General features: G+C 66.1%; 21 protein-coding genes. 19 read left to right on the top strand and 2 right to left on the bottom strand.

Annotated elements, in window-relative coordinates; translation table 11 throughout:
- Positions 1-240: 240 nt before the first annotated feature.
- The 5 genes from ACG0Z6_RS06825 to ACG0Z6_RS06805 all read left to right on the top strand — a co-directional run bounded on the left by ACG0Z6_RS06825 (position 241) and on the right by ACG0Z6_RS06805 (position 7,588).
- Positions 241-2,322: a tetratricopeptide repeat-containing diguanylate cyclase gene (locus tag ACG0Z6_RS06825; RefSeq protein WP_394459798.1), complete on the top strand. Its 2,082-nt coding sequence runs from the start codon at positions 241-243 to the stop codon at positions 2,320-2,322.
- Positions 2,315-4,339 (top strand): diguanylate cyclase domain-containing protein, encoded by a 2,025-nt coding sequence (locus ACG0Z6_RS06820; protein WP_394459796.1) that lies wholly within the window; start codon positions 2,315-2,317, stop codon positions 4,337-4,339. The genes ACG0Z6_RS06825 and ACG0Z6_RS06820 overlap by 8 nt, the downstream gene beginning before the upstream one ends.
- Before the next feature lie 67 nt (positions 4,340-4,406).
- Positions 4,407-5,267 carry an archaetidylserine decarboxylase gene (asd, locus tag ACG0Z6_RS06815; protein WP_394459794.1) on the top strand — a complete coding sequence of 287 codons (861 nt, stop codon included), beginning with the start codon at positions 4,407-4,409 and terminating at the stop codon, positions 5,265-5,267.
- A gap of 227 nt (positions 5,268-5,494) precedes the next feature.
- Entirely contained in the window at positions 5,495-6,154 is a 660-nt protein-coding gene (locus ACG0Z6_RS06810; RefSeq protein WP_394459792.1) for a DUF2087 domain-containing protein, read from the top strand.
- A gap of 117 nt (positions 6,155-6,271) precedes the next feature.
- Positions 6,272-7,588 (top strand): tryptophan--tRNA ligase, encoded by a 1,317-nt coding sequence (locus ACG0Z6_RS06805; protein ID WP_394459790.1) that lies wholly within the window; start codon positions 6,272-6,274, stop codon positions 7,586-7,588.
- Positions 7,589-7,970: 382 nt separating this feature from the next.
- Here ACG0Z6_RS06805 and corA read toward each other — a convergent pair whose 3' ends face one another.
- Entirely contained in the window at positions 7,971-8,951 is a 981-nt protein-coding gene (gene corA, locus ACG0Z6_RS06800; protein WP_394459788.1) for a magnesium/cobalt transporter CorA, read from the bottom strand.
- 615 nt (positions 8,952-9,566) lie between these two features.
- Between corA and hpf the strand changes: the two genes are divergently transcribed.
- From hpf to hprK, 3 genes are all read left to right on the top strand, one after another.
- Positions 9,567-9,908, top strand: coding sequence for a ribosome hibernation-promoting factor, HPF/YfiA family (hpf, locus tag ACG0Z6_RS06795; protein ID WP_394459786.1), 342 nt, complete (start codon positions 9,567-9,569; stop codon positions 9,906-9,908).
- Positions 9,909-10,090: 182 nt separating this feature from the next.
- Positions 10,091-10,561: a PTS sugar transporter subunit IIA gene (locus ACG0Z6_RS06790; protein WP_394459784.1), complete on the top strand. Its 471-nt coding sequence runs from the start codon at positions 10,091-10,093 to the stop codon at positions 10,559-10,561.
- Between the two features lie 4 nt (positions 10,562-10,565).
- A complete protein-coding gene (gene hprK, locus ACG0Z6_RS06785) occupies positions 10,566-11,537 on the top strand; it encodes an HPr(Ser) kinase/phosphatase (protein ID WP_394459782.1) in 972 nt (323 codons plus the stop codon).
- 34 nt (positions 11,538-11,571) lie between these two features.
- On the opposite strand, the gene fur is transcribed toward hprK, so the two are convergent.
- Positions 11,572-12,000, bottom strand: coding sequence for a ferric iron uptake transcriptional regulator (gene fur, locus ACG0Z6_RS06780; protein WP_394459780.1), 429 nt, complete (start codon positions 11,998-12,000; stop codon positions 11,572-11,574).
- Between the two features lie 88 nt (positions 12,001-12,088).
- Between fur and ACG0Z6_RS06775 the strand changes: the two genes are divergently transcribed.
- The 11 genes from ACG0Z6_RS06775 to ACG0Z6_RS06725 all read left to right on the top strand — a co-directional run bounded on the left by ACG0Z6_RS06775 (position 12,089) and on the right by ACG0Z6_RS06725 (position 23,109).
- A complete protein-coding gene (locus ACG0Z6_RS06775) occupies positions 12,089-12,664 on the top strand; it encodes an outer membrane protein assembly factor BamE (RefSeq protein WP_394459778.1) in 576 nt (191 codons plus the stop codon).
- Positions 12,661-13,473 (top strand): 4-hydroxy-tetrahydrodipicolinate reductase, encoded by an 813-nt coding sequence (dapB, locus tag ACG0Z6_RS06770; protein ID WP_394459776.1) that lies wholly within the window; start codon positions 12,661-12,663, stop codon positions 13,471-13,473. Before ACG0Z6_RS06775 ends, dapB begins: the two co-directional genes overlap by 4 nt.
- 21 nt (positions 13,474-13,494) lie before the next feature.
- On the top strand, positions 13,495-14,154 hold the full coding sequence (locus tag ACG0Z6_RS06765) for a MotA/TolQ/ExbB proton channel family protein (RefSeq protein WP_394459774.1): 660 nt from the start codon (positions 13,495-13,497) through the stop codon (positions 14,152-14,154).
- 38 nt (positions 14,155-14,192) lie between these two features.
- On the top strand, positions 14,193-14,579 hold the full coding sequence (locus tag ACG0Z6_RS06760) for an ExbD/TolR family protein (protein ID WP_394459772.1): 387 nt from the start codon (positions 14,193-14,195) through the stop codon (positions 14,577-14,579).
- A 53-nt stretch (positions 14,580-14,632) separates the two neighbouring features.
- On the top strand, positions 14,633-15,502 hold the full coding sequence (locus ACG0Z6_RS06755; protein ID WP_394459770.1) for a C13 family peptidase: 870 nt from the start codon (positions 14,633-14,635) through the stop codon (positions 15,500-15,502).
- Positions 15,480-15,932 carry a hypothetical protein gene (locus ACG0Z6_RS06750; RefSeq protein WP_394459768.1) on the top strand — a complete coding sequence of 151 codons (453 nt, stop codon included), beginning with the start codon at positions 15,480-15,482 and terminating at the stop codon, positions 15,930-15,932. Before ACG0Z6_RS06755 ends, ACG0Z6_RS06750 begins: the two co-directional genes overlap by 23 nt.
- A 62-nt stretch (positions 15,933-15,994) precedes the next feature.
- Positions 15,995-18,655 (top strand): leucine--tRNA ligase, encoded by a 2,661-nt coding sequence (gene leuS / locus ACG0Z6_RS06745; RefSeq protein ID WP_394459766.1) that lies wholly within the window; start codon positions 15,995-15,997, stop codon positions 18,653-18,655.
- Positions 18,655-19,167 carry an LPS-assembly lipoprotein LptE gene (locus ACG0Z6_RS06740; protein WP_394459764.1) on the top strand — a complete coding sequence of 171 codons (513 nt, stop codon included), beginning with the start codon at positions 18,655-18,657 and terminating at the stop codon, positions 19,165-19,167. Before leuS ends, ACG0Z6_RS06740 begins: the two co-directional genes overlap by 1 nt.
- Before the next feature lie 8 nt (positions 19,168-19,175).
- Positions 19,176-20,237, top strand: coding sequence for a DNA polymerase III subunit delta (holA, locus tag ACG0Z6_RS06735; protein WP_394459762.1), 1,062 nt, complete (start codon positions 19,176-19,178; stop codon positions 20,235-20,237).
- A gap of 14 nt (positions 20,238-20,251) precedes the next feature.
- A complete protein-coding gene (locus ACG0Z6_RS06730; RefSeq protein WP_394459760.1) occupies positions 20,252-21,568 on the top strand; it encodes an MFS transporter in 1,317 nt (438 codons plus the stop codon).
- Positions 21,565-23,109, top strand: a complete 1,545-nt coding sequence (locus ACG0Z6_RS06725; RefSeq protein ID WP_394459758.1) for a glycoside hydrolase family 10-like protein — start codon at positions 21,565-21,567, stop codon at positions 23,107-23,109. The genes ACG0Z6_RS06730 and ACG0Z6_RS06725 overlap by 4 nt, the downstream gene beginning before the upstream one ends.
- Positions 23,110-23,180 lie beyond the last annotated feature (71 nt).

Raw genomic sequence — 23,180 nt, 5'->3', positions numbered from 1 at the left:
GAGCGTTATGGTCGCCTCCAGTGTTCAGCCCCTCTTTTCCCATGCGCTCCAGCCGCGATTGCGGAAAGCGCTTGGCTGCATCAACCAAGCTGGGCCTGCAACTGAGGCGGCCACCGTCCAAGCAGTACTTGTCAACGCGCTACGGCGGGTTTGCCCTTGGCTGTTTGGGGACACCACTGCACGCAGCGCCAATGCCGTTCGCGCTGCCACACGCACAGCGCGGACGCCTACGGGCGCCCGATGAAGCCAAGTACCTCTCTGCACCCTCCCAGCACGCTACAGCGCCGCGCAGCGGCGGCCCTGCTGGGCCTGGCCGTGGTGCTGCTGGCACAGCTCTGCATGCCCGGCGCAGCGCGAGCCGACGACGCGACCCCAGCGCAAGAAGCTGAGCTGCAGCTCAATGCGCTGGAGCGGCGCGGGCTCATGGACGCCGCCACGCTCAAAGCTGACATTCAACGCCTGGATCAGGCGCTGCCGCTTGCCGACGCAGGCCGCCTGCGCCTGCGCCTGCGCCTGGTGCTGGCGCGGTTGCTACACGACCTGCACGATGTGCCTGCACAAACAGCTCTGCTGCAAGAGCTGGACCAGTGGCCCGAGCCAGAGCTGCGCATGCAAGCCCAACTCACCGCACACCTGGTGCGCGCCATGGAGCTGAGCGAGCAAGGTGACCTGGTAGCCTCACGCAACTACCTGCGCACAGCACTGGTACGCGCCCCTGAGGCCATGAGCCCGATGCTGCGCTGGCAGGTGCTCAACGCTCTGGCCGAGGCCGAAATTGCGCTGGGCGAGCTGACTGAAGGCGTGCGCCACCTGCTCGAAGGCGTGCAGACACTGCGCTCGGAATCCTTTCCGTGGCTGCAAGCCCATGTCCAAATTGAAATGGCTCAAGCCTACCTGGCAGGCCAGCAACTGGACCGCGCCGAACAGGCCTTGTTGCAAGCCCAGCAACTCAGCGAAGCGCTGAACGACCCCTGGCTGCAGCTGAGCCTGCACAACGCCAACAGCCGCCTCTACCGCGCCATGGGTAAACCGGAGCTGGCGCGTGCAGCCGTGGACAAGGCGCTGCACTATGCCCAGAGCACCTCGCGCAAAGAGCTGGCCCGAGCGCTATGCGCCAAAGCCGACGACCACTACCAAATGGGCAAGCTCGCCGCAGCTCTTGAGCTGGCCGAACGCGCCCGCCTCATGGCGCAAAGCCTGGCCTCGCCCAGCATCGCCACCTTGTCCATTCACACCGCAGGCCTGGCCAAAATTGGTTTGAGCCGTGTGGCCGAAGGGCGCCAAGAGGTCATCAAACAGCTCTTGCTGGATGAGGAACGTGGGCTGAACAACGAAACCGGCACGCGTTGGCGCGACCTGGGTTTGGCCTTGGAGCGCGCGGGCGACCTCAGTGGCGCCGTGCAAGCGCTGCATCGCTCGCGAGACCGCCTGGACTATGTGCAAAAGGCGCAGACCAAAAACGCCCTCCTCGAAGCCCAGGCGCGCTACGACGACGAGCAGCGCGCGCAGCAAATCGAGCAGCTCAACCGCAAAAACCTTTTGCACGAAGAGCAAATCCGCAACCGCAACCTGCAACAGCGCCTGTGGCTCGAGCTGGGTGCGGGCGTGCTGGTCATCGGCACCTTGCTGGTGCTGGCTTACCGCCGCAGCCGCCACCTGCAGCACACGCTGCATCACACCAACGAGTTGCTGCGCATCAACGGCGAACGCGACAGCCTCACCGGCCTGGCCAATCGCCGCCACGTGCACCAGCAGTTGCCCACGCCAGACGGGCAGCTCCAGCGCGGCGGCTGCCTGCTGCTGATGGACATTGACCACTTCAAGTGCATCAACGATCACCTGGGCCACGGCGCGGGCGACACCGTACTGAGCGAGCTGGCGCGTCGGCTGCAAACCCAGGTGCGTGCCAAGGACTTGCTGGCGCGCTGGGGGGGCGAAGAGTTCCTGCTGTGGCTGCCCGAAACCCAGGCGGCCGATGCCCATGCGCTGGCACAGCGTCTGATGCACTGCGTCAGCGACACGGCCGTTGAGCTGGGCTCAAAGTCTTTGCACGTCAGCCTGTCCTTAGGCTATTTGTACGCTCCAGCCCAGCCCAGCACCTTGAGCTGGGAACAGTTGCTGGCACTGGCCGACCTGGCGCTGTACCGCGCCAAACACAGGGGTCGCGCGCGGGCATGCGGCATCACCCGACTGCCCTCAACCGTGCCCGAAGCGGCGCTCCTGAGCAATGAATGGTTTGAGCAACATATGGCACAGCAGCAGCTCGAACTCACTGAACACGTGGGCAACGTACTCACCCGAATCGAGGGCTGTCATGACTGAGCACCACAAGTCCAGGCCAAGTTGGCTTTGCCTGCTGGCAGCCCTGTGGGGGCTGGCCCTGCTGCCCCTGCCCACCCTGGCACTCAAAGCCAGCCCTGCGTCCACACTGAGCCTGCCGCAACTGGAACTCGAGCTCATCGCGCTGGAAGCTCGGACGATGCATGGGGCCCCTGGTGAGCCCTATCTACAGCAGCTGACGCAGCTGCACGAGCGTGCACCGCGGCACCGCGCGGTGGCCAATCGGCTGCGCTACACCCAGGCACGCATTGCCCTGTTCAAAGGGCAAACGCTGATGGCACAGCAAATCAGCCGCGAATTTGCCGAACGTGGGTTCGGAGGGCCGAGCCTGGTGCTGCAAGCCGAAATTGCCGAACGCCAAGGCGCACTGGACCTGGCCGGCGAACTGGCGCAGCAAGCCTGGAGCCTCATGGAGGACGGCTGCGAGAGCCGCAGCGACGACTGCGACCCCCGAGCCGCCTGGCACAGCCACCGATTGCTGGTACTGAGCCACTTGGCCCAGGCCGAAGCCGCTACCGCCGAGCAAGCGGCAGAGCGTGCCTTGCAGCTGGCGCAAACCCTCGACATCGGCCCTTACATCACGCAGAGCATGGCTTTGCTGGCGCGTGTAGCGCACAGGCTGGACCACCCCGACACGGTGCTGGAGTGGTTGCAACAGGCTGAACGCGCCGCGCGCGGCGACCCGCTCAGCACCCTGCAAGTGCTGCAGCTGCGCGCCGAACTCATGAGGCACAACCCAGAGGTGGCGCTGCCCGCCATCACCCAGGCGGCGCAGCTGGCACAGCGCAGCAACGCGCTGCACGACCTGCAACACATCCGGGTGCTGTGGGCCCACCTCTTGCTGCGCAACGGCGCCATTGCACAAGCCCAGCAGCAGCTCAAGCTGGTGCGTGAGGTGCTACCCACTTACCAAGACCAAGATTTGGCGCAACGCGTCAGTCACGAGCTCACCCTCATCCACATCGCACTGCGGCAATTCGACGCCGCACAACAAGAGCGCCAGCGCAACCGCCCGGGCAGCCAGTTCCGTGCCGATCTCGTGCTGGAGCAGGCGCAGCTGCGTGAGTTGGGCCAAGCCTATGCCAACGCCGGTCAGCACGCCGTGGCCTTGGAGCTCTATCACGCCGAGCGCCGCCTCCATGCCCATGTGGTGCAACGCAGTCGCGATGCCGCACTGCGCCAACTCAAGCAGCAATACAACCTCGAACGCAACCAGCGTGACCTGGAAAAGCTGCGCCACGAGGAACTCATCAACGAGCAACGCCTCAACAACCAGCAACTATTGCGCACCTTGGGGCTGGGCGCGCTGGGCGTTTTGGTGGTGGTGCTGGGCCTGCTGGGCCTGCTGCTGCACCGCACGCGCAGCACCAACAAAGCCCTACAGACAAGGCAGGTGCTGCTGCGCGAGAACAGCGAACTCGACCCACTCACCCGGCTTGCCAACCGTCGCCTGTTTCACACCTTGATGCAACAGCGCCACCCCAAGCAGTTTTTGGGCGCAATGCTGATGGCCGACATCGACCACTTCAAAGCCATCAACGACACCCACGGCCACGCCGCGGGCGATGCCGTCATCTGCGAAGTGGCACGGCGCATCAGCGCCAGCGTGCGCCACAGCGATGTGGTGGTGCGCTGGGGCGGCGAAGAATTCCTCATCTACGCCCCGGACGCCACGCCCGAAGCGCTGCAGCAAGTCGCCACACGGGTGCTCAGCGAAGTCGCGCGCCAACCTGTGCTCTATGGCAGTCAGGCGCTGCAAGTGAGCATCTCCGTGGGCTATGTGCATCTGCCCATTGCCCCCTCCCAGCTGGCCCAGGTTTGGGAGCAGGCCGTGAACTGGGCCGACAAAGCGCTCTACCACGCCAAGGCTTTGGGGCGCCGCCGCGCCGTAGGCATTGAGCGCGTGCAAGCACGCGACTGCTCGGACATGGCACGGCTGCTGGCGCAGTTCGAGCAAGGCGTCAGCCAGGGGGCCGTGCAGGTGCGTGTGATCTGCTGAAGTGCCCAGGGGCACTCCTACAATCCGACGCTTCGCCGCACCGGGTCTGAGCGCCCATACCAATGCCGTGTCTGACCGCCTCGCTGTACTGCCCCAATACCTCATGCCCAAGCAGTTGCTGACGCAGCTGGCCGGGCGCTTGGCCAATGCCGAACTGGGCGGCTTCACCACCTGGACCATCCAGCGCTTCATCGAGCGCTACGGTGTCAATATGGCCGAGGCCGCCGAGCCCAACCCCGCGGCCTACGCCAGCTTCAACGCCTTCTTCACGCGCCCGCTGCGCGCCGACGCCAGACCCCTGGCCCAAGCCGAGCTGGTCTGCCCGGTGGACGGCGCCATCAGCCAGTTCGGTCGCATCCAGGGCGACCAGATATTTCAGGCCAAAGGCCACCACTTCAGCACCGCGGCCCTGGTCGGCGGTGACGCGGGTCTGGCGCGTGCCTACGAAAACGGCTACTTCGCCAACCTCTACCTCTCGCCGCGCGACTACCACCGCATCCACATGCCCTGCGCGGGCCGCTTGCTGCGCATGATCCACGTGCCCGGCGCGCTGTACTCCGTCAACCCGCTCACCGCACGCGCCGTGCCGGGCCTGTTTGCGCGCAACGAGCGCGTGGTGTGCGAGTTCCAGCGCCCCGCCAGCCAGGGCGGTGGCCACTTCATCATGGTGCTGGTGGGCGCCACCATCGTGGGCTCCATGGCCACCACCTGGCACGGTGTGGTCAACCCGCCGCGGCCCGGCTCGGTGCGTGCCTGGCAGTACGGCAATCAAGACATCCACCTCGCCCAGGGCGAGGAAATGGGCCGCTTCCTGCTGGGCTCCACCGTGGTCATGCTCTTCCCCGCCAGCGACGGCCTGGCCTTCAACCCCGACTGGCAGCCTGCTGGCCCGGTGCGACTGGGCGAGGTCATGGCGCAACGCGCCTGAGCACGGCCCGGCCTAGAATCGGCGCCAAGGGTCGGCAGTTCACCCAGGCGCCACCACGCAAGCCCTGCCACGGGCTGCGAGCTGAACCTGCCACTGGCATTGAGTCTTTGCGTCACCCATCGCGCCTTGTGCGGCGGGATGCCCAAACGCTGCAAGTTGGTGGCCCCAGCCAGCGCCGGATCGCGCGATCCGGCCCTGTTTCGCGGCATCCGCGCCGGAGGCTTGTGATGAAACACACCCAAGCGGCCGATCGCGCCTCGCGCGCGGCCATACCCCTGCCCTGCGCTGACCTCAGCGCCCTGGCCAAATCGCTGCGCGCGCAGCTGAGCGAACACCACGCCCGCGAGGGCCAGCCGCCAGGCCACCAAGCCTTGCTGAATATGCTGGCGCGGGCAGCGGGCTTTCGCAATCTGCAGGCCCTCAAAGCTGCCCAGCAGCCCGGCCGCGCAGCCCTGCCCGCCGAGCACGCCGTGCTCACCCTGCCCGAGGTGCCAGAAGCTCTGCCGACCGAGCCCGCCCCAGCGCTGCCGCCCACCGCCCTCAAGCTCATGGCCTGCTTCGACCCCTGGGGGCGCCTGACGCGCATGCCCAGCAAGTACAGCGCACAGGTGCTGGCCATGTGGGCCTTGTGGACACGCTTTGAGCGCGGGCAGCGCTACACCGAAGCTCAGGTCAACACCTTGCTGCGCGCCTGGACGGTGTTTGGCGACCCCGTCACGCCGCGGCGCGAGCTGATCAACCTCGGCCTGCTGGCCCGCACCGACGACTGCCGCGCCTACTGGCGCCTCGACGCCCAGCCCACCGAGGACATACGCCAGTTCCTGCGTGCCCTGCGCCTGAACCAACGCGCGCAAGTCGTCGAAAGCCCGCGCAAGTCGGCTGCATAAGGGCGGCGCGGTGCTGCGCACGCACGGCCCACCCGCTGCTGCGGCGACAATCGACTTTTGCGCCACATCGTGCGGCGCGCTCTCACGATCGGCCCCACTCTGCCCCGCTCAGCCACCATGACCCAACGCGTACTCACCGGCATCACCACCACCGGCACCTTGCACCTCGGCAACTATGTCGGGGCCGTGCGCCCCGCCATCCGCGCCAGCCGCGCCGACGGCGTGCAGAGCTTCTTCTTCATGGCCGACTACCACGCACTCATCAAGTGCGACGACCCGGCCCGCATCGAAGCCTCGCGCCTGCAAATCGCCGCCACCTGGCTGGCCGCCGGGCTGGACGCTGAGCGCGTGGTCTTCTACCGCCAAAGCGACATCCCCGAAATCCCCGAGCTCACCTGGCTGCTGACCTGCGTCACCAGCAAGGGCCAGATGAACCGCGCCCATGCCTACAAAGCCGCGGTAGACCGCAACAGCGCCGCTGGCGAAGAGCCAGACGCGGACGTGACCATGGGGCTTTACTGCTACCCCATCCTGATGGCGGCCGACATCCTCATGTTCAACGCCCACCGCGTGCCCGTGGGCAAGGACCAGGTGCAGCACATCGAAATGACGCGCGACGTGGCCCAGCGCTTCAACCACCTCTTTGGCCAGGGGCGTGAGTTCTTCGTGCTGCCCGAAGCCGAGGTGGAAGCCGACATCGAGCTGCTGCCCGGCCTGGACGGACGCAAGATGAGCAAGAGCTACGACAACGTCGTGCCCCTGTTCGAAGGCGGCGCGCGCGCCATGAAAGAGGCCATTGCGCGCATCGTCACCGACTCCAAACTGCCCGGCGAGCCCAAAGAGCCCGAGGGCACAGCCCTGGTGGCCCTGTTCGACGCCTTTGCCGACGCCGCCGAGCGCACCGCCTTCCGCGAGCAGCTGCGTGCCGGGCTGGGCTGGGGTGAGGCCAAACAGCTGCTGCTGGCGCAGATCGAGCGCGAAATCGCCCCCATGCGCGCCCGCTACGACGCGCTGATGGCCGAGCCCGAAAAAATCGAAGCCATCTTGCAAGCCGGTGCGGCGCGCGCGCGCGCCATCGCCGCCCCGCTGCTGGCCGAGCTGCGCGAGGCCGTGGGCCTGCGCACCTTCCGCCCCCTGAGCGCGCCGAGCACCGTAGCCAAGGTCAAGACAGCCCTGCCGCAGTTCAAGCAATACCGCGAGACCGACGGCCTCTTCTACTTCAAGCTGCTGGGGGCCGACGGCACGCTGCTGCTGCAAAGCCAGGGCTTTGCCCAAGGGCGCGAGGCGGGTCAGTGGGTGGCGCGGCTCAAGAACGAGGGCGCGGCCGCCCTGGCCGGTGTGCCGCTGCAAGCTGAGGCTCAAGCCGACGCCCACTTGCTGCATCAGGCCCTGGCCGCGCTGCAAGAAGAGGCCGCCAACTCAGCGCAGAAATGACGTCACACGACGTGATGAGAGACACACTGTCGCCCTATCGATGGTTTGTTGTGTATTCACGTTTTGTAGTCACTGCTTGCCGCTACAGGACTTGGGGCCTCTAGACAGTGCCCCCCCTTCGCAGGTACACCCTGGTTATCGCACAATCGCATCGCGTTTCAGGGTTTTCACTAGGTCACTTCAAAAACCGCTGACTGCAAGGAATTTAAGCCGCAAGACCGTTCGCAAGAACCGCAATCCCGAGGCCGTTCTCCTCCTCCTCCCTCCCTCCCTCGTTGGCCACGGGGCGTCTTGAGGCTTCTTTTACACCCAGGGCTTCCGCACACCGCGCGGAAGCCCTTTGTTTTTGGGTGGCTCAGAAAGCGGGCGGAGGTGGCGCTGCTCAGCGCAGCCAGCCTTTGCGGCGGAAGTAGATGAAGGGCGCGGCCACCGAGGCCAGCATGAGCCCCAGCGCAAAGGGGTAGCCCCAGGGCTGGTCCAGCTCGGGCATGAACTTGAAGTTCATGCCGTAGATGCTGGCAATCAGGGTGGGCGGCAGCAGGGCCACGCTGGCCACCGAGAAGATCTTGATGATCTTGTTCTGGTTGATGTTGATAAAGCCGACCGTCGCGTCCATCAGGAAGTTGATCTTGTCGAACAGGAACTCGGTGTGCGAGTCCAGCGAGTCGATGTCGCGCAGGATCTGACGCGCTTCCTCGAACTGCTCGGCGTTGAGCATGCGGCTGCGCATCATGAAGGACAGCGCACGGCGCGTGTCCATCACATTGCGGCGGATGCGGCTGTTCAAGTCTTCCTCGCGCGCAATGGCCGCCAGCACCTCGCCCGCCTCGGTGTCATTGACCTCGCTCTTGAGCACGCGTGCGCTCACCTGCTCGAGCTGGTCGTAAATGCCTTCGAGCACATCGGCCGAGTACTCGGCATCGGCGTCATAGAGCTTGAGCAGCACATCCTTGGCGTCTTCAATCAGCGCCGGGATGCGCCGTGCGCGCAGACGCAAGAGCCGAAACACCGGGATGTCGACATTGCGAATCGAGAACAGCACGTTGTTGTAGAGGATGAAGGCCACGCGCACGTTCACCGGCGCTTCCTCGTCATCGATCAAAAAGTCCGTGCGCAGGTGCAGCTCGCCGTTGTCTTCCTCGTAGAAACGTGCGGACTCTTCCAAGTCCTCGTCCACCACATCGTCGGGAATGCTCAGGCCAAAGCGTTCCTGGATCCAGAGCTTTTCCTCCGCCGTGGGCGATTCCAGATCCACCCAGACCGGCGGCAGCGCCCCCAGCATCTGTTCGGCCGCGCCGATGAGGTCCTGCTGCAGCTGCCCGCCTTTGAGGCGGCCGTTTTCCAGGCAAAACATGTTCAGCATACGTCTCACTCCAACACCGACCATCGAGTTCTGCGCTCGGGCGGTGCATATCGACCCTCCACCCTCAAGCCAAAGCCCGGCCCACAGGGCCGCTGGTGGTGATCAAGTCCTCAGGGATGTCAGACCACGGCTGCCTGCGCACACAGGCGCGGCATGGGTCACGTACTCGTTGGAGGTGGCCGGCCACGCGCCTGGGCTTGGCCAGCAGGCAGTGGGCCGACCTGCAGTCTGCACACCACCCGGGTCAGCCGGGCGCGGACGGCCACCGAGGGTGGTCGCTGTCCACGATGATGCTCCGGTCATGGGGATGCGTTGATTATCACATCGCGCTCCAGCGCGTCCGTGACGAACCACATGACTTGGGGCCTACGCATGCACCAGCGGTGTGCCGATCCTGTCTTGTGCGAATACCTGCTCAGTTGGGCCGGTCAATGCCTTGTCAGCCCTGCCCAACAGGTGCACACTGGGTTCACCAATTCGACATTTTTCATCCTGGAGAACACACAAGATCCACCAACGCCTTATTCCTTCCTGACGTGTTTTTCAAAGGACGGCGTGTGCCGCTAGAAGGCCACCGTCCGAGCTTCTCGACCAGCTCTAGCGAAAGGACGCTTTATGAACCTGACGATCAGCGGCCATCACCTTGAAGTCACTCCAGCTCTGCGCGAATACGTGCTCACCAAGCTGGACCGTGTGACCCGCCACTTTGACCAGGTCGTGGACATCAATGTTCTGCTCACTGTGGAAAAGCAAAAGGAAAAGGAACGCCGGCAGCGCGCCGAAGTCACGCTGCATGTGAAGGGTCGCGACATCTTCGTCGAGCAATCCGCCGAAGACCTGTACGCCGCCATTGACCAGCTGATGGACAAGCTTGATCGACAAGTCTGCCGGCACAAGGACAAGGTGCAGGATCACCACCACATGGCCGCCAAACGGCTCGACCATTCGGCGCTGTGAACCAGGCTCTGGCCTTGTAATCCATCAAAGGCGGCTTCATGGCCGCCTTTTTTGCGCATCTAGCCACTGTCTTTCGCGCCAGATCGCACCAAAAGCAACTGCAGGATTCCTATAATCCGCCCCCTAACCATTGACCAAGCGCCTCAACCAAGGCTTTATGCCCTAACCGGCGCTTTGCCCCGATGAACCGTCTCGCCGCCATACTGCCTGCCAGCAATGTGCTGGTGGACGTCGACGCTTCCAGCAAGAAGCGCGCTTTCGAGCAGGCGGGCCTGCTGTTTGAAAACAATCACGCCATCGCGCGTGCGACGGTCACCGACAACCTCTTCGCCCGCGAACGCCTGGGCTCCACGGGCCTGGGCCATGGCGTGGCCATTCCGCACGGCCGCATCAAGGGTTTGCGCAACCCGCTCGCTGCAGTGCTGCGCCTGCAACAAGCCATTGGCTTTGACGCACCCGACGAAGAGGCCGTGGGGCTGATGATCTTTCTGCTCGTGCCCGAAGCGGCCACGCAGCGCCACCTCGAAATTCTTTCCGAGATTGCCGAGATGCTCTCGGACCGGGAACTGCGCGAACGCCTCAAGTCCCCCATCGACGGCAGCGAAGTGCACCGTCTGATCTCGGCTTGGCAGCCCATGAAAACGGTGGCCTGAACCTGTGAAAGCCACCTTCATCAGCGCAGACCGGCTCTTTGAAGAGCACCGCAAAAGCCTGCGCTGGGAGTGGATTGCCGGCCACGCACACCCCGAGCGCCGCTTTGACGAAGCCGCCTTGCGGGACGCCCAATCCGCCGCCGACTTGGTGGGCTATCTGAACTACATCCACCCCTACCGGGTGCAGCTGGTGGGGCGCCGTGAAGTGGCCTACCTCAGCGATTTCCCTGACGATGTGGTGGAGCGGCGCATTGCGCGCATCGTCACGCTGGAGCCGCCGGTCATCATCGTGGCCGACGGCCAAACACCGCCCGAACGCCTGGTGGCCATGTGCGAACGTGCGGGCATCCCGCTGTTTGTCACGGAGGAGTCCGCCGGACATGTGATCGATGTGGTGCGCTCCTACCTGGCCCATGTTTGCGCCAACCGCACCACACGCCACGGCGTGTTCATGGACATTCTGGGCCTGGGCGTGCTGCTCACCGGGGAGTCCGGCCTGGGCAAGAGCGAGCTGGGTCTGGAGCTGATCTCGCGCGGCCACGGCCTGGTGGCCGACGATGCGGTGGACTTCTTTCGCATCTCGCAAACCGCCATCGAAGGCCGCTGCCCGGAGTTGCTGCTGAACCTGCTGGAGGTGCGCGGCATCGGGCTCTTGGACATCAAGGCCATCTTTGGCGAGACCGCCGTGCGGCGCAAGATGCGGCTCAAGCTCATCGTGCACCTGGTGCGCAAAGAAACGCTGGAGCGCAACTTCGAGCGCCTGCCCTACGAGCCGCTTTACGAAGACATGCTGGGCATGCCTGTGCGCAAGGTGGTGATTGCCGTGGACGCGGGCCGCAACCTGGCGGTGCTGGTGGAAGCGGCCGTGCGCAACACCGTGCTGCAACTGCGCGGCATCGACACCTACAAGGAATTCGTGGAGCGCCACCAGCGCGCCATCGAGCGCGGGCTCAGCGACAACGGCGACAGCCTCTAAGCCCGCCGCGCTGCCGCGGCGCAGCACCGGGCGCTCAAGCGTCGCGGAACTCGCACTTTTTCTTGATGCAGCTAGCGTAGAGCGCCAGCGAGTGTTCCTGCAGCTCAAAGCCCCGATCCGCGGCAATGGCGTGCTGACGCTCTTCAATCAGCGGGTCGTGGAATTCTTCAACGCGCCCACAGGTCAGGCACACGAGGTGGTCGTGGTGCTGGCCTTCGTTGAGCTCAAACACCGCCTTGCCCGTTTCGAAGTGGTTGCGCGAGAGCAGCCCGGCTTGCTCGAACTGCGTCAGCACGCGGTAGACCGTGGCCAGACCGATATCAGCACGCTCGTCCAACAGCATTTTGTAGACGTCTTCGGCCGTCATATGACGTTGCGGCGAGCGCTGAAAGATCTCGAGGATCTTGATGCGAGGCAACGTGGCCTTGAGGCCGCTGTTTTTGATCTCTTCGGACTGGTTCATGGGCAGGGGCAGTAAGGCAACCCCGCCGTGGGGCTGCCGCTAGAATCGCCTGCATCATAGCCAGCTTGCGAAATCTCGACACACCGTGATGACATTGACCTCCCACAAGCAGGCCCTGGCCCGATGGGCCCTGGCACTGGCAACGCTGGCCACCCTGGGCGGCTGCATGAGCACCCCAGAGCTTCGCACCGTCGAGAACGACGATCCCAACGCCAAGGTCCTGGGACTGGTGCGGCCTTACCGGGTAGAAATCGTGCAGGGCAATGTGCTCACGCGCGACATGCTGGCCAAGGTCAAGCCCGGCATGCACCGCGAGCAGGTGCGGGATTTGCTGGGCTCGCCGCTGCTGGCCGACATCTTCCACGCCGATCGCTGGGACTACGTCTTCTCCATCCGGCGCCAGGGGGCCGAGCCGCAACGCCGCCAGGTCTCGCTGCACTTTGAAAAAGACCTGCTCAAGTCCGTCGACGCGCCCAAAGACCTGCCGACGGAAAACGAGTTCATCGCCTCCATCAACACCCGCAAAGCCAAGGGCGAGGCGCCCAAGCTCGAGCTCAGCGAGGCCGAGCGCAAGGCCCTGCCCGTGCCGGTGCGTCCGCCCGCCACGCCGCAAGAGCCCGTGGGCGCCACGCGCACCTACCCGCCGCTGGAGGGCAAGCAGTGAGCGCAGCGCCTTTGCGTGTGGCCATCACCGGCGCTTCCGGGCGCATGGGCCGCATGTTGATCGAGGCCGTGCTGGCCGCACCTGACTGCGTGCTCAGCGCCGCGCTGGACCGCCCGGGCAGCCCTGCCCTGGGCCAGGACGTGGGCCTGCTGCTGGGCCAGCAAACCGGCGTTCACATCAGCGACGATGTGCGGGCCGGCCTGAGCCGCTCGGACGTGTTGATCGACTTCACCCGCCCCGAAGGCACGCTGCAGCATCTGGCGCTGTGCGCCGAGCTGGGCGTGAAGGCCGTGGTGGGCACGACCGGCTTTACCCCAGAAGAAAAGAGCGAGATCACCCGCCTGGCGCAGCGCACAGCCATCGTCATGGCGCCCAATATGAGTGTGGGCGTCAACGTGGTGCTCAAGCTGCTCGAGACAGCCGCGCGCGCGCTCAACGAAGGCTACGACATCGAAGTCATCGAAGCCCACCACCGCCACAAGGTCGACGCCCCCAGCGGCACAGCCTTGCAAATGGGCGAGGTGGTGGCACAGGCGCTGGGCCGCGACCTCAAGCAGTGCGGCGTGTTCGCACGCGAAGGCGTGACGGGCGAGCGCGACCCCTCCTCCATCGGCTTTGCCACCATTCGCGGCGGCAGCATCATTGGCGACCACACGGTGATGTTTGCCAGCATGGAAGAGCGCATCGAGATCACGCACAAATCCAGCAGCCGCGCCACTTACGCCCAAGGCAGCTTGCGCGCCGCGCGCTTTTTGGCCAGCCAAAGCAGTGGGCTGTTTGACATGTCCGATGTGCTGGGCACGCGCTGAGCGCCGCCGCCCCACATCGCCATGGGCAGCCTAGAGCTCTACAACCACTCCAGCGACCTGCTGCTGCGCGCCACAGGGCTGCTGCTGCTCTTGATGTCCACCCTCAGCTGGGTGCTCATCATTGCGCGCAGCTATGTGCTGGCACGCGCGCGGCGCAGCCTGGCGCAAAGCCTTGATGCCTTCTGGGCCACAGCCGACCTGAGCGCAGGCCAGCAAGCCCTGCAGCAATGGGACCGCGAAGCGCTGCTGCGCCCGCTGCTGCAAGCAGCGCTGCGTGAAGAAGGCCCGCAGAGCCTGGCCCAACAGGCCGGGCGCACGCCGCAGCTCACGCGTTTGCTGCGCGACGCGCTGGCCCAGGTGTGCCGCCGCTTGAGCGCCGGGCAGGTGTGGCTGGCCAGCATTGGCGCCACCGCGCCTTTCGTCGGGCTGCTGGGCACGGTGTGGGGCATTTACTTGGCGCTGCAAGACATCTCGGCGCAAGGCGCCAGTGGCATGGACCGCATTGCCGGCCCGGTGGGCGAAGCGCTGGTGATGACGGCCGCGGGCCTGCTGGTGGCCATTCCCGCCGTGTTGGCCTACAACCTGCTCGGGCGGCGCATTGGCGAGCTCGAAGCTGAACTCGAAGGCTTTGCCCACGATTTGCTGGCGCTGCTACAAAGCAGTCCGGCACCAGCCGCATGAGCTTTGGGCGGCTGTCACGCCGCACGCCGCCCAAGCCCATGAGCGAGGTCAACATGACGCCGCTCATCGACGTCATGCTGGTGCTGATGGTCATCTTCATGGTGGCCGCGCCGCTGTTGAACCACGCCTTGCGGCTGGAGCTGCCGCAAAGCGCGGCCGCGCAGCCCTCGCAGGCCAAGCGCTTCATCGCCCTCAGCATGCAGGCCGATGGCAGCCTTTACCTGGACGGCCTTCAGCTACAAGCGCAGCCTTTGCAGCAACGCCTACAGACTCTGGGCCAAGCCAGCCCCGACATGGAAGTGAGGCTGCGCGCCGACCAGGCCGTGCCTTACGGCCGGGTGACCGAGCTGGTCGGCTGGTGCCAAAGCGCAGGCCTGCGACGCATCGCCTTTGTGACGCAAGCACCGCAAGACAGCAGGCCGTGACACACACCCTGCCCTTCCTGCTTTTGTTTTCCAACCACTGCAAGAGAGCACGCATGAGGAGTGAAGTGAAGCGCCCACCGCCATTCCAACGGCCCAGGGCCTTGTTGTACGCCGGCCTGCTGGCCCTATCCAGCCTGCTGAGTGGCTGCGCCAGCTACATCCTGGGCGAGCCCGCAGGCAGTGGCACACGAGCCCTGGCCTCGCAGCTGCAAGCCTTGCAAGCCGACAGCAGCCCCGAAAGCGCTGCACGCTATATTTTTGTGGGCGTGGCCCTCAACGACCGGCAGACGGTGTTTGACGCCGACATTCGCCTCTTGGACCGCACCCTGGCCACCACCTACGGGCCTGCTTACCGCTCGGTGCTGCTGTCCAACCGGCGCATCACCGAAGGCCCGCGAGACCTGCCTCTGGCCACCATTGACCACCTCGACGAGGTGTTTGACTTCCTCGCTCAGCACAAACGCAGCCAGGACCGCTTCATCGTGCTCTTGAGCAGCCACGGCACGCCCGGCATGCTGGAGGTGTCGCAATTCCCGCTCTACCCCAACGCGCGGCTGCTGGCCGCCAAAAAGCTGGGGCAGTGGATGGAGACGCTGGAGCCCAATCTGAGCTGGCTCATGATTTCCGCGTGCTATTCGGGCTCGCACTTGGAGCGTTTGAAACAAGACCATCTGCTGGTCATGACTGCAGCCAGCGCCAAGACAGCCTCTTTTGGCTGCGCCAATGACCAAGTCAACACCTGGTTTGTGAAAGAGCTCACCGAGGCCATGCGCCCACAGCAAAACTTCAAGGACTGGTGGCAGGCCAGCTTGGCCCGCATTGCCGAACGCGAAAAGCAGAAAAAACTTCCGCAGTCCCTGCCCCAAATGAGCGTTGGCTCGCAATGGAAAGAACGCATCAATGAAGACTGGACTCGTTTCTAAAGCTGTGGCGACGGCATGCCTGGGCTTGGCGCTGCAAAGCGCCCCAAGTTGGGCGGCTGACACCAGCCCCGAAACACTCAGCGTGGTCTACTGGGGTGCAGGCGATTGCGGCCCCTGCGCTTTGTGGTCCAAGACCGAGCGCAAGCAGGAATTCCTGGCAGAGGCCAAAGCCCTGGGCGTGCGGCTGGTGGAGGTGCAGCGCCCGCGCGTGGCCGATCCACTGAGCCACTACCGCTGGCCCAAAGAGGACACCGCGCTGATGCGCAGCTACGCCAAGCACCAATACAAGCCCTCGCCGTTGACGCCCGCGTTTGACTTCGTGTGCCGTGGCGAACTGGCCTTGCGCCTGGAAGGCCTGGCCGATTGGGACTCGTTCTGGAAGCGCAGCCTGCGCCAGCAAGTCAAGCAATGCCAAGCGTCCAGCGGCTGAGCCACGCCAACCACCCGCGCCATGCCACGGCCTTGCACAGCCCCAGCCCCTAAAATTGCCCCATGAACGACAAGTACGCCCCCACCGAGATCGAAGCCGCGGCGCGGCAGTATTGGACCGAGCGCGACGCCTACCGCGTTGGCCAAGACCAGAGCAAGCCCAAGTTCTACGCCTGCTCCATGCTGCCCTACCCCAGCGGCAAGCTGCACATGGGCCATGTGCGCAACTACACGATCAACGACATGCTCACGCGCCAGCTGCGCATGAAGGGCTACAACGTGCTCATGCCCATGGGCTGGGACGCTTTCGGCCTGCCCGCTGAAAACGCCGCCATGAAGGGCAAGGTGCCGCCGGCGCAGTGGACCTACTCCAACATCGCCACCATGAAGGGGCAGATGCAGGCCATGGGCCTGGCGATCGATTGGTCGCGCGAAGTCGCCACCTGCTCGCCCGAGTACTACCGCTGGAACCAGTGGCTGTTCTTGAAGATGCTGGAAAAAGGCATTGCCGAGCGCCGCACGCAAGTCGTGAACTGGGACCCGGTGGACCAGACCGTGCTGGCCAACGAACAAGTCATCGACGGGCGCGGCTGGCGCTCGGGCGCGCTGGTGGAAAAGCGCGAGATCCCCGGCTACTACCTGAAGATCACCGATTACGCCGAGGAACTGCTCTCGGCCGTGGCCAACCCCGAGGACAAAAACTACCTCAAGGGCTGGCCCGAACGCGTGCGCCTGATGCAGGAGAACTGGATTGGCAAAAGCCAAGGCGTGCGCTTTGCCTTCCCGCATGAAATCAAGGGCGCCGACGGCCAGCTGATTCAAGACGGCAAGCTCTACGTCTTCACCACGCGTGCCGACACCATCATGGGCGTGACCTTCTGCGCCGTGGCGCCAGAGCACCCCCTGGCCACGCACGCCGCAGCGGGCAACCCTGGCCTGGCCGCCTTTATCGAGGAGTGCAAGCAAGGCGGCACCACCGAAGCCGAGCTGGCCACGCAGGAAAAGAAGGGCCAGCCCACGGGCCTCTTCGTCACCCACCCGCTCACGGGCGCGCAGGTCGAAGTCTGGGTCGGCAACTATGTGCTGATGAGCTATGGCGACGGCGCCGTGATGGGCGTGCCTGCGCATGACGAGCGCGACTTCGCGTTTGCCAAGAAATACGGCATTGCCATCCAGCAAGTGGTGGCCGTGCAGGGCCAGACCTTCAGCACCGAGAGCTGGGCCGACTGGTATGGCGACAAGCAGCAAGGCCTGTGCGTGAACTCCGGCGTGCTTGATGGCCTCACCCACAAGCAAGCCGTGGACAAGGTCGCTGAGCTCGTGGCCGCCAAGGGCCTGGGCGAGAAGAAGACCACCTGGCGCCTGCGCGACTGGGGCATCAGCCGCCAGCGCTACTGGGGCACGCCCATTCCCATCATCCACTGCGAGTCCTGCGGCCCCGTGCCGGTGCCGGAGAAAGACCTGCCCGTGGTGCTGCCTGAGGACTGCATTCCCGACGGCAGCGGCAACCCGCTGAACAAGCGCGCGGATTTCCTCAACGTCGAGTGTCCCAGCTGCGGCAAGCCCGCGCGGCGCGAGACCGACACCATGGACACCTTCGTGGATTCGTCCTGGTACTTCATGCGCTATTGCGACGCCCACAACCACGAGGCCATGGTGGGCGAAGGCACGGCCTACTGGATGCGCAGCGGCGCGGCCATGGACCAGTACATCGGTGGCATCGAGCACGCCATCTTGCACCTGCTCTATGCGCGCTTCTGGACCAAGGTCATGCGCGACATGGGCCTGGTGCAAATGGACGAGCCCTTCCAGCAGCTGCTCACCCAGGGCATGGTGCTCAAGGGCGCCTTCTTCCAAAAGCCCGAAGGCGGCGGCAAGAACTATTTCTGGGAACACGAAGTCGACGTGCAGACCAACGAGCGCGGCCACATCGTGGGCGGCACGCTCAAGGCCGATGGCTCGCCACTCGAGTACGAGATGACGACCATGTCCAAGTCCAAGAACAACGGCGTGGACCCGCAGGACTTGATCAACACCTACGGCGCCGACACCGCGCGCCTGTTCGTGATGTTCGCCAGCCCGCCCGAGCAAACGCTGGAGTGGAACGACGCTGGCGTGGACGGTGCGCACCGCTTCTTGAAACGCGTGTGGGCCCTGGGCGCCAAACATGCCGAGGCCCTGCGCGCGGCCGGCAACCCGCTGGACCCTGCCAGCCTCAACGACGCGGCCAAGACGCTGCGCCGCGAGGTGCACCTGGTGCTCAAGCAGGTGAGCCACGACTACGAGCGCATGCAGTACAACACCGTGGTGTCGGGCTGCATGAAGCTGCTCAATGCGCTCGAAGCCTTCAAGCCCACGGCTGAAGCGGCCGACGCCGCCGTGCTGCGTGAAGGCCTGTCCGTGCTGCTGCGCGCACTCTACCCCGCTTGCCCGCACATCACGCACGCCATGTGGCAGGCCCTGGGCTATGCCGCAGCGCAAGGCGATTTGCTCGACGCGCCCTGGCCGGTGGTGGACGAGGCCGCGCTGGAGCAAGACGAGGTCGAGCTCATGCTGCAGGTCAACGGCAAGCTGCGCGGCGCCATCAAAGTGCCCGCAGCGGCTGACGCCGCCGCCATCGAAGCCGCTGCGCTGGCCAGCCCTGATTTCACGAAGTTCGCCGAAGGCAAGCCTGCCAAGAAGGTGATCGTGGTCAAGGGCCGTCTGGTCAACGTGGTGGTGTGATGACAGACACCCCGCTGCCTGCGCTGCCGCGCCGTGCCCTGCTGGCCTCCTTGCTGGTGGGCCTGGCGGGCTGCGGCTTTGAGCTGCGCCGCGCGCCGGTGTTCCAGTTCAAGACCCTGGCGCTCACCGGTTTTGACGCGGCCTCGCCGCTGCTGGCCGAGCTGAAGCGCCAGCTGCAGCACTTGCCGGTGCAGCTGCTGGAGGACCCCAGCCGGGCCGAGGTGGTGCTGCACGCGCAGCGCGACTGGCGCGACAAAGTGGCCGTGGCCAGCACCGCCGCGGGGCAGGTGCGCGAGTGGCAGCTGCGCCTGTCGCTGAACTACCTCATTCGCAACGCCGCGGGCGTGGAGCTGCTGCCGCTGACGGAACTGCGCCTCTACCGCGACATGAGCTACACCGAGAGCGCCGCATTGGCCAAGGAGCAGGAGGAAGCCAGCCTCTACCGCGCCATGCAGTACGAAGCCACCCACCTCTTGCTGCGCCGGCTCGAAGCGGTTCACCCCGGCACCTGAAGGCATCCATGCAAATCAAGGCGGACACGCTGGGGGCGCAGCTGGCCAAGGGCCTCAAGCCCTGCTACCTCATCCATGGCGACGAGGCTTTGCTGGCGCAGGAAGCGGCCGACAGCATCCGCGCCGCGGCGCGCCAAGCGGGCTATTCCGAGCGCCATGTCTTCACCGTCAGCGGCGCGCATTTCGACTGGGCGCCGGTGCTGGCCACGGCGCAGGCCATGAGCTTGTTTGCCGACCGCCAGCTGATTGAAATCCGCATCCCCAGCGGCAAGCCCGGCAAAGAGGGCTCCGAGGCCCTGCAGCGCTACGCGCAGGCCGCGCCGCAAGATGTGCTCACCCTCATCACGCTGCCGCGCCTGGACAAAACCCAGCTCAGCTCGGCCTGGTTCACGGCGCTGGAGCAGTGGGGCGTGAGCCTGCGTGTAGACCCCGTGGAGCGGCGCGAACTGCCGGCCTGGATTGCGCGGCGCCTGGCTGCGCAGGGCCAGGGCGTGGCCGCCAGCAGCGATGGGCAGCAGGCGCTGGAGTTTTTTGCCGATCGCGTGGAGGGCAATTTGCTCGCCGCGCACCAGGAGCTGCAAAAGCTCGCCCTGCTCTACCCCCGCGGTGAGCTGACGCAGGCGCAGATCGAGGCCGCCGTGCTCGACGTGGCGCGCTTTGATGTGTTCAAGCTCAGCGAGGCCGTGCTCTCGGGCCAGACCGCACGCGTGCTGCGCATGCTGCACGGCCTGCAAGCCGAGGGCGAGGCCGCCGTGCTGGTGCACTGGACCTTGGCCGAAGACATCCGCGCACTCAAGCGCGCCCGCGACGCCATGGCCGAGGGCAAGCCCCTGCCACTGGCGCTGCGCGAGGCGCGCGTGTGGGGCCCCAAAGAGCGCCTGTTCGAGCGCGTGCTGCCGCAGCTCGACGACCACAGCTTGCGCGCCCTGGTGCAAGCGGCACAGGTGTGCGATGGCATCGTCAAAGGCCTGCGCCACCCCGAGTGGCCGGCCGAACCCTGGCAGGCGCTGAGCCGCCTGGCGCTGCAGCTGGCGCAGCTGGGCCCGCAGCGCAGCCGCACTGCGGCCTAGGGCGGCGGCGCCCCATGTCCGCGCTGCCACCGGCCGCCACACCCGATCCCGCTCCAGGCCCCTCGCCCTGGGCCTGGGTGAGCACGCTGTACTTCACGCAAAGCCTGCCCTATGTGGCGGTGATGGTGTTGTCGGTGGTGATGTACAAAAACCTCGGGCTCAACAACACCGACATCGCGCTCTACACCAGCTGGCTTTACCTGCCCTGGGTCATCAAGCCGCTGTGGGCGCCGCTCATCGAGCTGCTGGGGCGCAAGCGGCACTGGATTGCGCTGACCCAGGCCGTGGTGGGCCTGCTGCTGGCCCTGGTGGCGCTGAGCCTGCCGATGGAGCGCTTTTTCCAGCTCAGCCTAGCACTGCTGTGGCTGATGGCTTTTGCCTCGGCCTCGCACGACATTGCCGCCGACGGCTTTTACCTGCTGGCCCTGCCACGCCACCAGCAAACCGCTTTTGTGGGCGTGCGCTCGGCCTTTTACCGGCTGGCCAATATCAGCGCGCAAGGCGGCCTGGTGTGGCTGGCCGGGACCTTGCACGAGCGCCACGGCAGCTGGGTGCTGGCCTGGCAGCTGGTGCTGGGCCTGCTGGCGGCGGCCTTGCTGGGCTTGGCCCTGTGGCACCAGTTCGTGCTGCCACGCCCCAGCAGCGACCAGCCCACGCCGCGCACGCCCGGCAACTCGCCCTGGCGCAGCAGCGTGGAGGTGTTCACCAGCTTTGCGCGCCAGCCCGGTCTGGCGGCCACGGTGGCGTTTTTGCTGCTCTACCGTTTTCCTGAAGCGCAGCTGCTCAAGCTGGCCACGCCGTTTTTGCTGGACGCCCCGGAGGTCGGTGGCTTGGGGCTGAGCAACCAGCAGGTGGGGCTGGTGTATGGCAGCGTCGGGCTTGGCGCGCTGACCCTGGGCGGGCTGGCGGGAGGCTGGTTGATTTCACGCCAGGGCCTGGGCCGGGTGCTGTGGCCGCTGGTGGCGGCCATGCACCTGCCCAATCTGGTCTTTGTGCTGCTGGCGGCGCTGCCGGGCCTGAGCCTGTGGTGGGTGGGCGCGGCGCTGGCGCTGGAGCAGTTCGGCTATGGGCTGGGCTTTGCCGCCTACCTCACCTACATGCTGAAAGTGGCCGAGGGCGATGGTGACAACCCCTACAAGACCGCGCACTACGCGCTGTGTACCGGCTTGATGGCCCTGGGCATGATGCTGCCGGGCATGTGGAGCGGCTGGCTGCAGGCGCAGCTGGGCTATCTGGGCTTTTTCGGCTGGGTGCTGGTGGCAAGCCTGCCTTCGCTGCTGGCCACGGCCGCCATACAAGTGCCCCGCGACTGGGGGCGCCGCAGCCCATGAGCACCCCACTTTGGCGCCGCCGCGACTGGCTCACCAGCACCGCCGCCCTGGGCCTGCTGGGCTGCACGCACAGCCCGCCCGCCCCGCAAGCGGCCGGCCCGCGCTGGGTGGAAGACCCCACTTGGGCCACCCAAGCCCCGGCCACGCCGCGCGAGTTCCGCGCCGTGTGGGTGGCCACGGTGGCCAATATCGACTGGCCCAGCCGCCCCGGCCTCAGCGCTGAGGCGCAGCAGGCCGAAATCCGCGCGCTGCTAGACCGCTGCGTGGCCAGCGGGCTCAACGCCGTGGTGCTGCAGGTGCGGCCCTGCGCCGACGCCCTCTACCCCTCGGCCCTGGAGCCTTGGAGCGAGTTCCTCAGCGGCACCCAGGGCCAGGACCCGGGCTACGACCCCCTGGCCGTGTGGCTGCAAGAAGCCCGCGCCCGCGCTCTGGAGCTGCACGCCTGGATCAACCCCTACCGCGCCTGGCACAGCCAAGCGCGTTCGGCCCCGCACCCCACACATCTGAGCCAGCGCCGGCCCGAGCTGGTGCGCCGCTACGGCGACCAGCTCTGGATGGACCCCGCCGAGCCCGAGGCCGCCGCCCACACCCTGGCCGTGGCGCAAGACCTGTTGCAGCGCTACGAGCTGGACGGCCTGCACCTGGACGACTACTTCTACCCCTACCCGGTGCTGGACGGCGCCACGCGCCAGGAGCTGGACTTCCCCGACCACGCGCCCTGGCAGCGCTATCGCGAGGGCGGCGGCACGCTCGAGCGCGCCGACTGGCGCCGCCAGCAGGTGGACACCCTGGTGCAGCAGCTCTACGCCCTGGTGCGGCGCGTGCGGCCCAGCGCGCGCCTGGGCCTGAGCCCCTTTGGCCTGCCGCGCCCGGCGCTGCGGCCGCCAGGCATCGTCGGGTTCTCGCAGTACGACAAGCTCTACGCCGATGTGGAACTGTGGCTGCGGGAGGGCTGGATGGACTATCTGGCACCGCAGCTGTACTGGCCGCGCGCGCAGGCCGCCCAGGCTTTTGAGCCCCTGCTGCAGTGCTGGCAAGGACTCAACCCGCTGCGGCGCCACATCTGGCCGGGCCTGTTCAGCAGCAAGATCACCCCACAGGCCGACAGCTGGCCGGTGGGGGAAATCCTCGGCCAGATCGAGTCCACACGCCGCCTGCAGGCGCACAACAGCGGCCACCTGCACTTCAGCATGGTGGCCCTGGCCCAGAACCGCCGCGGCCTGGCCGACGCGCTGGCGCGCAGCGCCTACGCCCAAGCCGCCCTCACCCCGGAGAGCCCCTGGCTGGACGAGGGCCGCCCCAGTGCAGCACCCCTGCAGCTGGAAAACCGCCCCGGCGGGCTGCTGTGGACACGCCCTCTGGGCCCACCGCCGCGCGCGCTGGCCCTGTGGGTGCACAGCAGCACCCAGGGCTGGCGCCTGCAGCGCCTGGCACCGCAGCAGGCCGTGCTGCCACAAGCCCAGGACGACACCCTGGTGCTGCAGGCCCAGGACGACACCGGGCGGCTCAGCCCCCCCCAGGCCTGGCGGCGCAGCAGCTGAAACGTTTGTCGCCCTGGCGCAACGTGTGTGCACAACACCGCCAAGACGTGACACCAGCACTGGTGCGCCTG

This window comes from Roseateles rivi, assembly GCF_043555845.1.
Lineage (GTDB): Bacteria > Pseudomonadota > Gammaproteobacteria > Burkholderiales > Burkholderiaceae_C > Roseateles > Roseateles rivi.
Note: the sequence above shows the minus strand (reverse complement) of the source record. Positions and strands in the feature narration are given on the sequence as shown.

Excerpts from the sequence above, each read along its gene's own strand:
- ACG0Z6_RS06825 (WP_394459798.1), top strand. The coding sequence starts at position 241 with ATGAAGCCAAGTACCTCTCTGCACCCTCCCAGCACGCTACAGCGCCGC.
- ACG0Z6_RS06820 (WP_394459796.1), top strand. The coding sequence starts at position 2,315 with ATGACTGAGCACCACAAGTCCAGGCCAAGTTGGCTTTGCCTGCTGGCA.
- ACG0Z6_RS06810 (WP_394459792.1), top strand. The coding sequence starts at position 5,495 with ATGAAACACACCCAAGCGGCCGATCGCGCCTCGCGCGCGGCCATACCC.
- ACG0Z6_RS06805 (WP_394459790.1), top strand. The coding sequence starts at position 6,272 with ATGACCCAACGCGTACTCACCGGCATCACCACCACCGGCACCTTGCAC.
- corA (WP_394459788.1), bottom strand. The coding sequence starts at position 8,951 with ATGCTGAACATGTTTTGCCTGGAAAACGGCCGCCTCAAAGGCGGGCAG.
- hpf (WP_394459786.1), top strand. The coding sequence starts at position 9,567 with ATGAACCTGACGATCAGCGGCCATCACCTTGAAGTCACTCCAGCTCTG.
- ACG0Z6_RS06790 (WP_394459784.1), top strand. The coding sequence starts at position 10,091 with ATGAACCGTCTCGCCGCCATACTGCCTGCCAGCAATGTGCTGGTGGAC.
- fur (WP_394459780.1), bottom strand. The coding sequence starts at position 12,000 with ATGAACCAGTCCGAAGAGATCAAAAACAGCGGCCTCAAGGCCACGTTG.
- ACG0Z6_RS06775 (WP_394459778.1), top strand. The coding sequence starts at position 12,089 with ATGACATTGACCTCCCACAAGCAGGCCCTGGCCCGATGGGCCCTGGCA.
- ACG0Z6_RS06765 (WP_394459774.1), top strand. The coding sequence starts at position 13,495 with ATGGGCAGCCTAGAGCTCTACAACCACTCCAGCGACCTGCTGCTGCGC.
- ACG0Z6_RS06760 (WP_394459772.1), top strand. The coding sequence starts at position 14,193 with ATGAGCGAGGTCAACATGACGCCGCTCATCGACGTCATGCTGGTGCTG.
- ACG0Z6_RS06755 (WP_394459770.1), top strand. The coding sequence starts at position 14,633 with ATGAGGAGTGAAGTGAAGCGCCCACCGCCATTCCAACGGCCCAGGGCC.
- ACG0Z6_RS06750 (WP_394459768.1), top strand. The coding sequence starts at position 15,480 with ATGAAGACTGGACTCGTTTCTAAAGCTGTGGCGACGGCATGCCTGGGC.
- leuS (WP_394459766.1), top strand. The coding sequence starts at position 15,995 with ATGAACGACAAGTACGCCCCCACCGAGATCGAAGCCGCGGCGCGGCAG.
- ACG0Z6_RS06740 (WP_394459764.1), top strand. The coding sequence starts at position 18,655 with ATGACAGACACCCCGCTGCCTGCGCTGCCGCGCCGTGCCCTGCTGGCC.
- holA (WP_394459762.1), top strand. The coding sequence starts at position 19,176 with ATGCAAATCAAGGCGGACACGCTGGGGGCGCAGCTGGCCAAGGGCCTC.
- ACG0Z6_RS06730 (WP_394459760.1), top strand. The coding sequence starts at position 20,252 with ATGTCCGCGCTGCCACCGGCCGCCACACCCGATCCCGCTCCAGGCCCC.
- ACG0Z6_RS06725 (WP_394459758.1), top strand. The coding sequence starts at position 21,565 with ATGAGCACCCCACTTTGGCGCCGCCGCGACTGGCTCACCAGCACCGCC.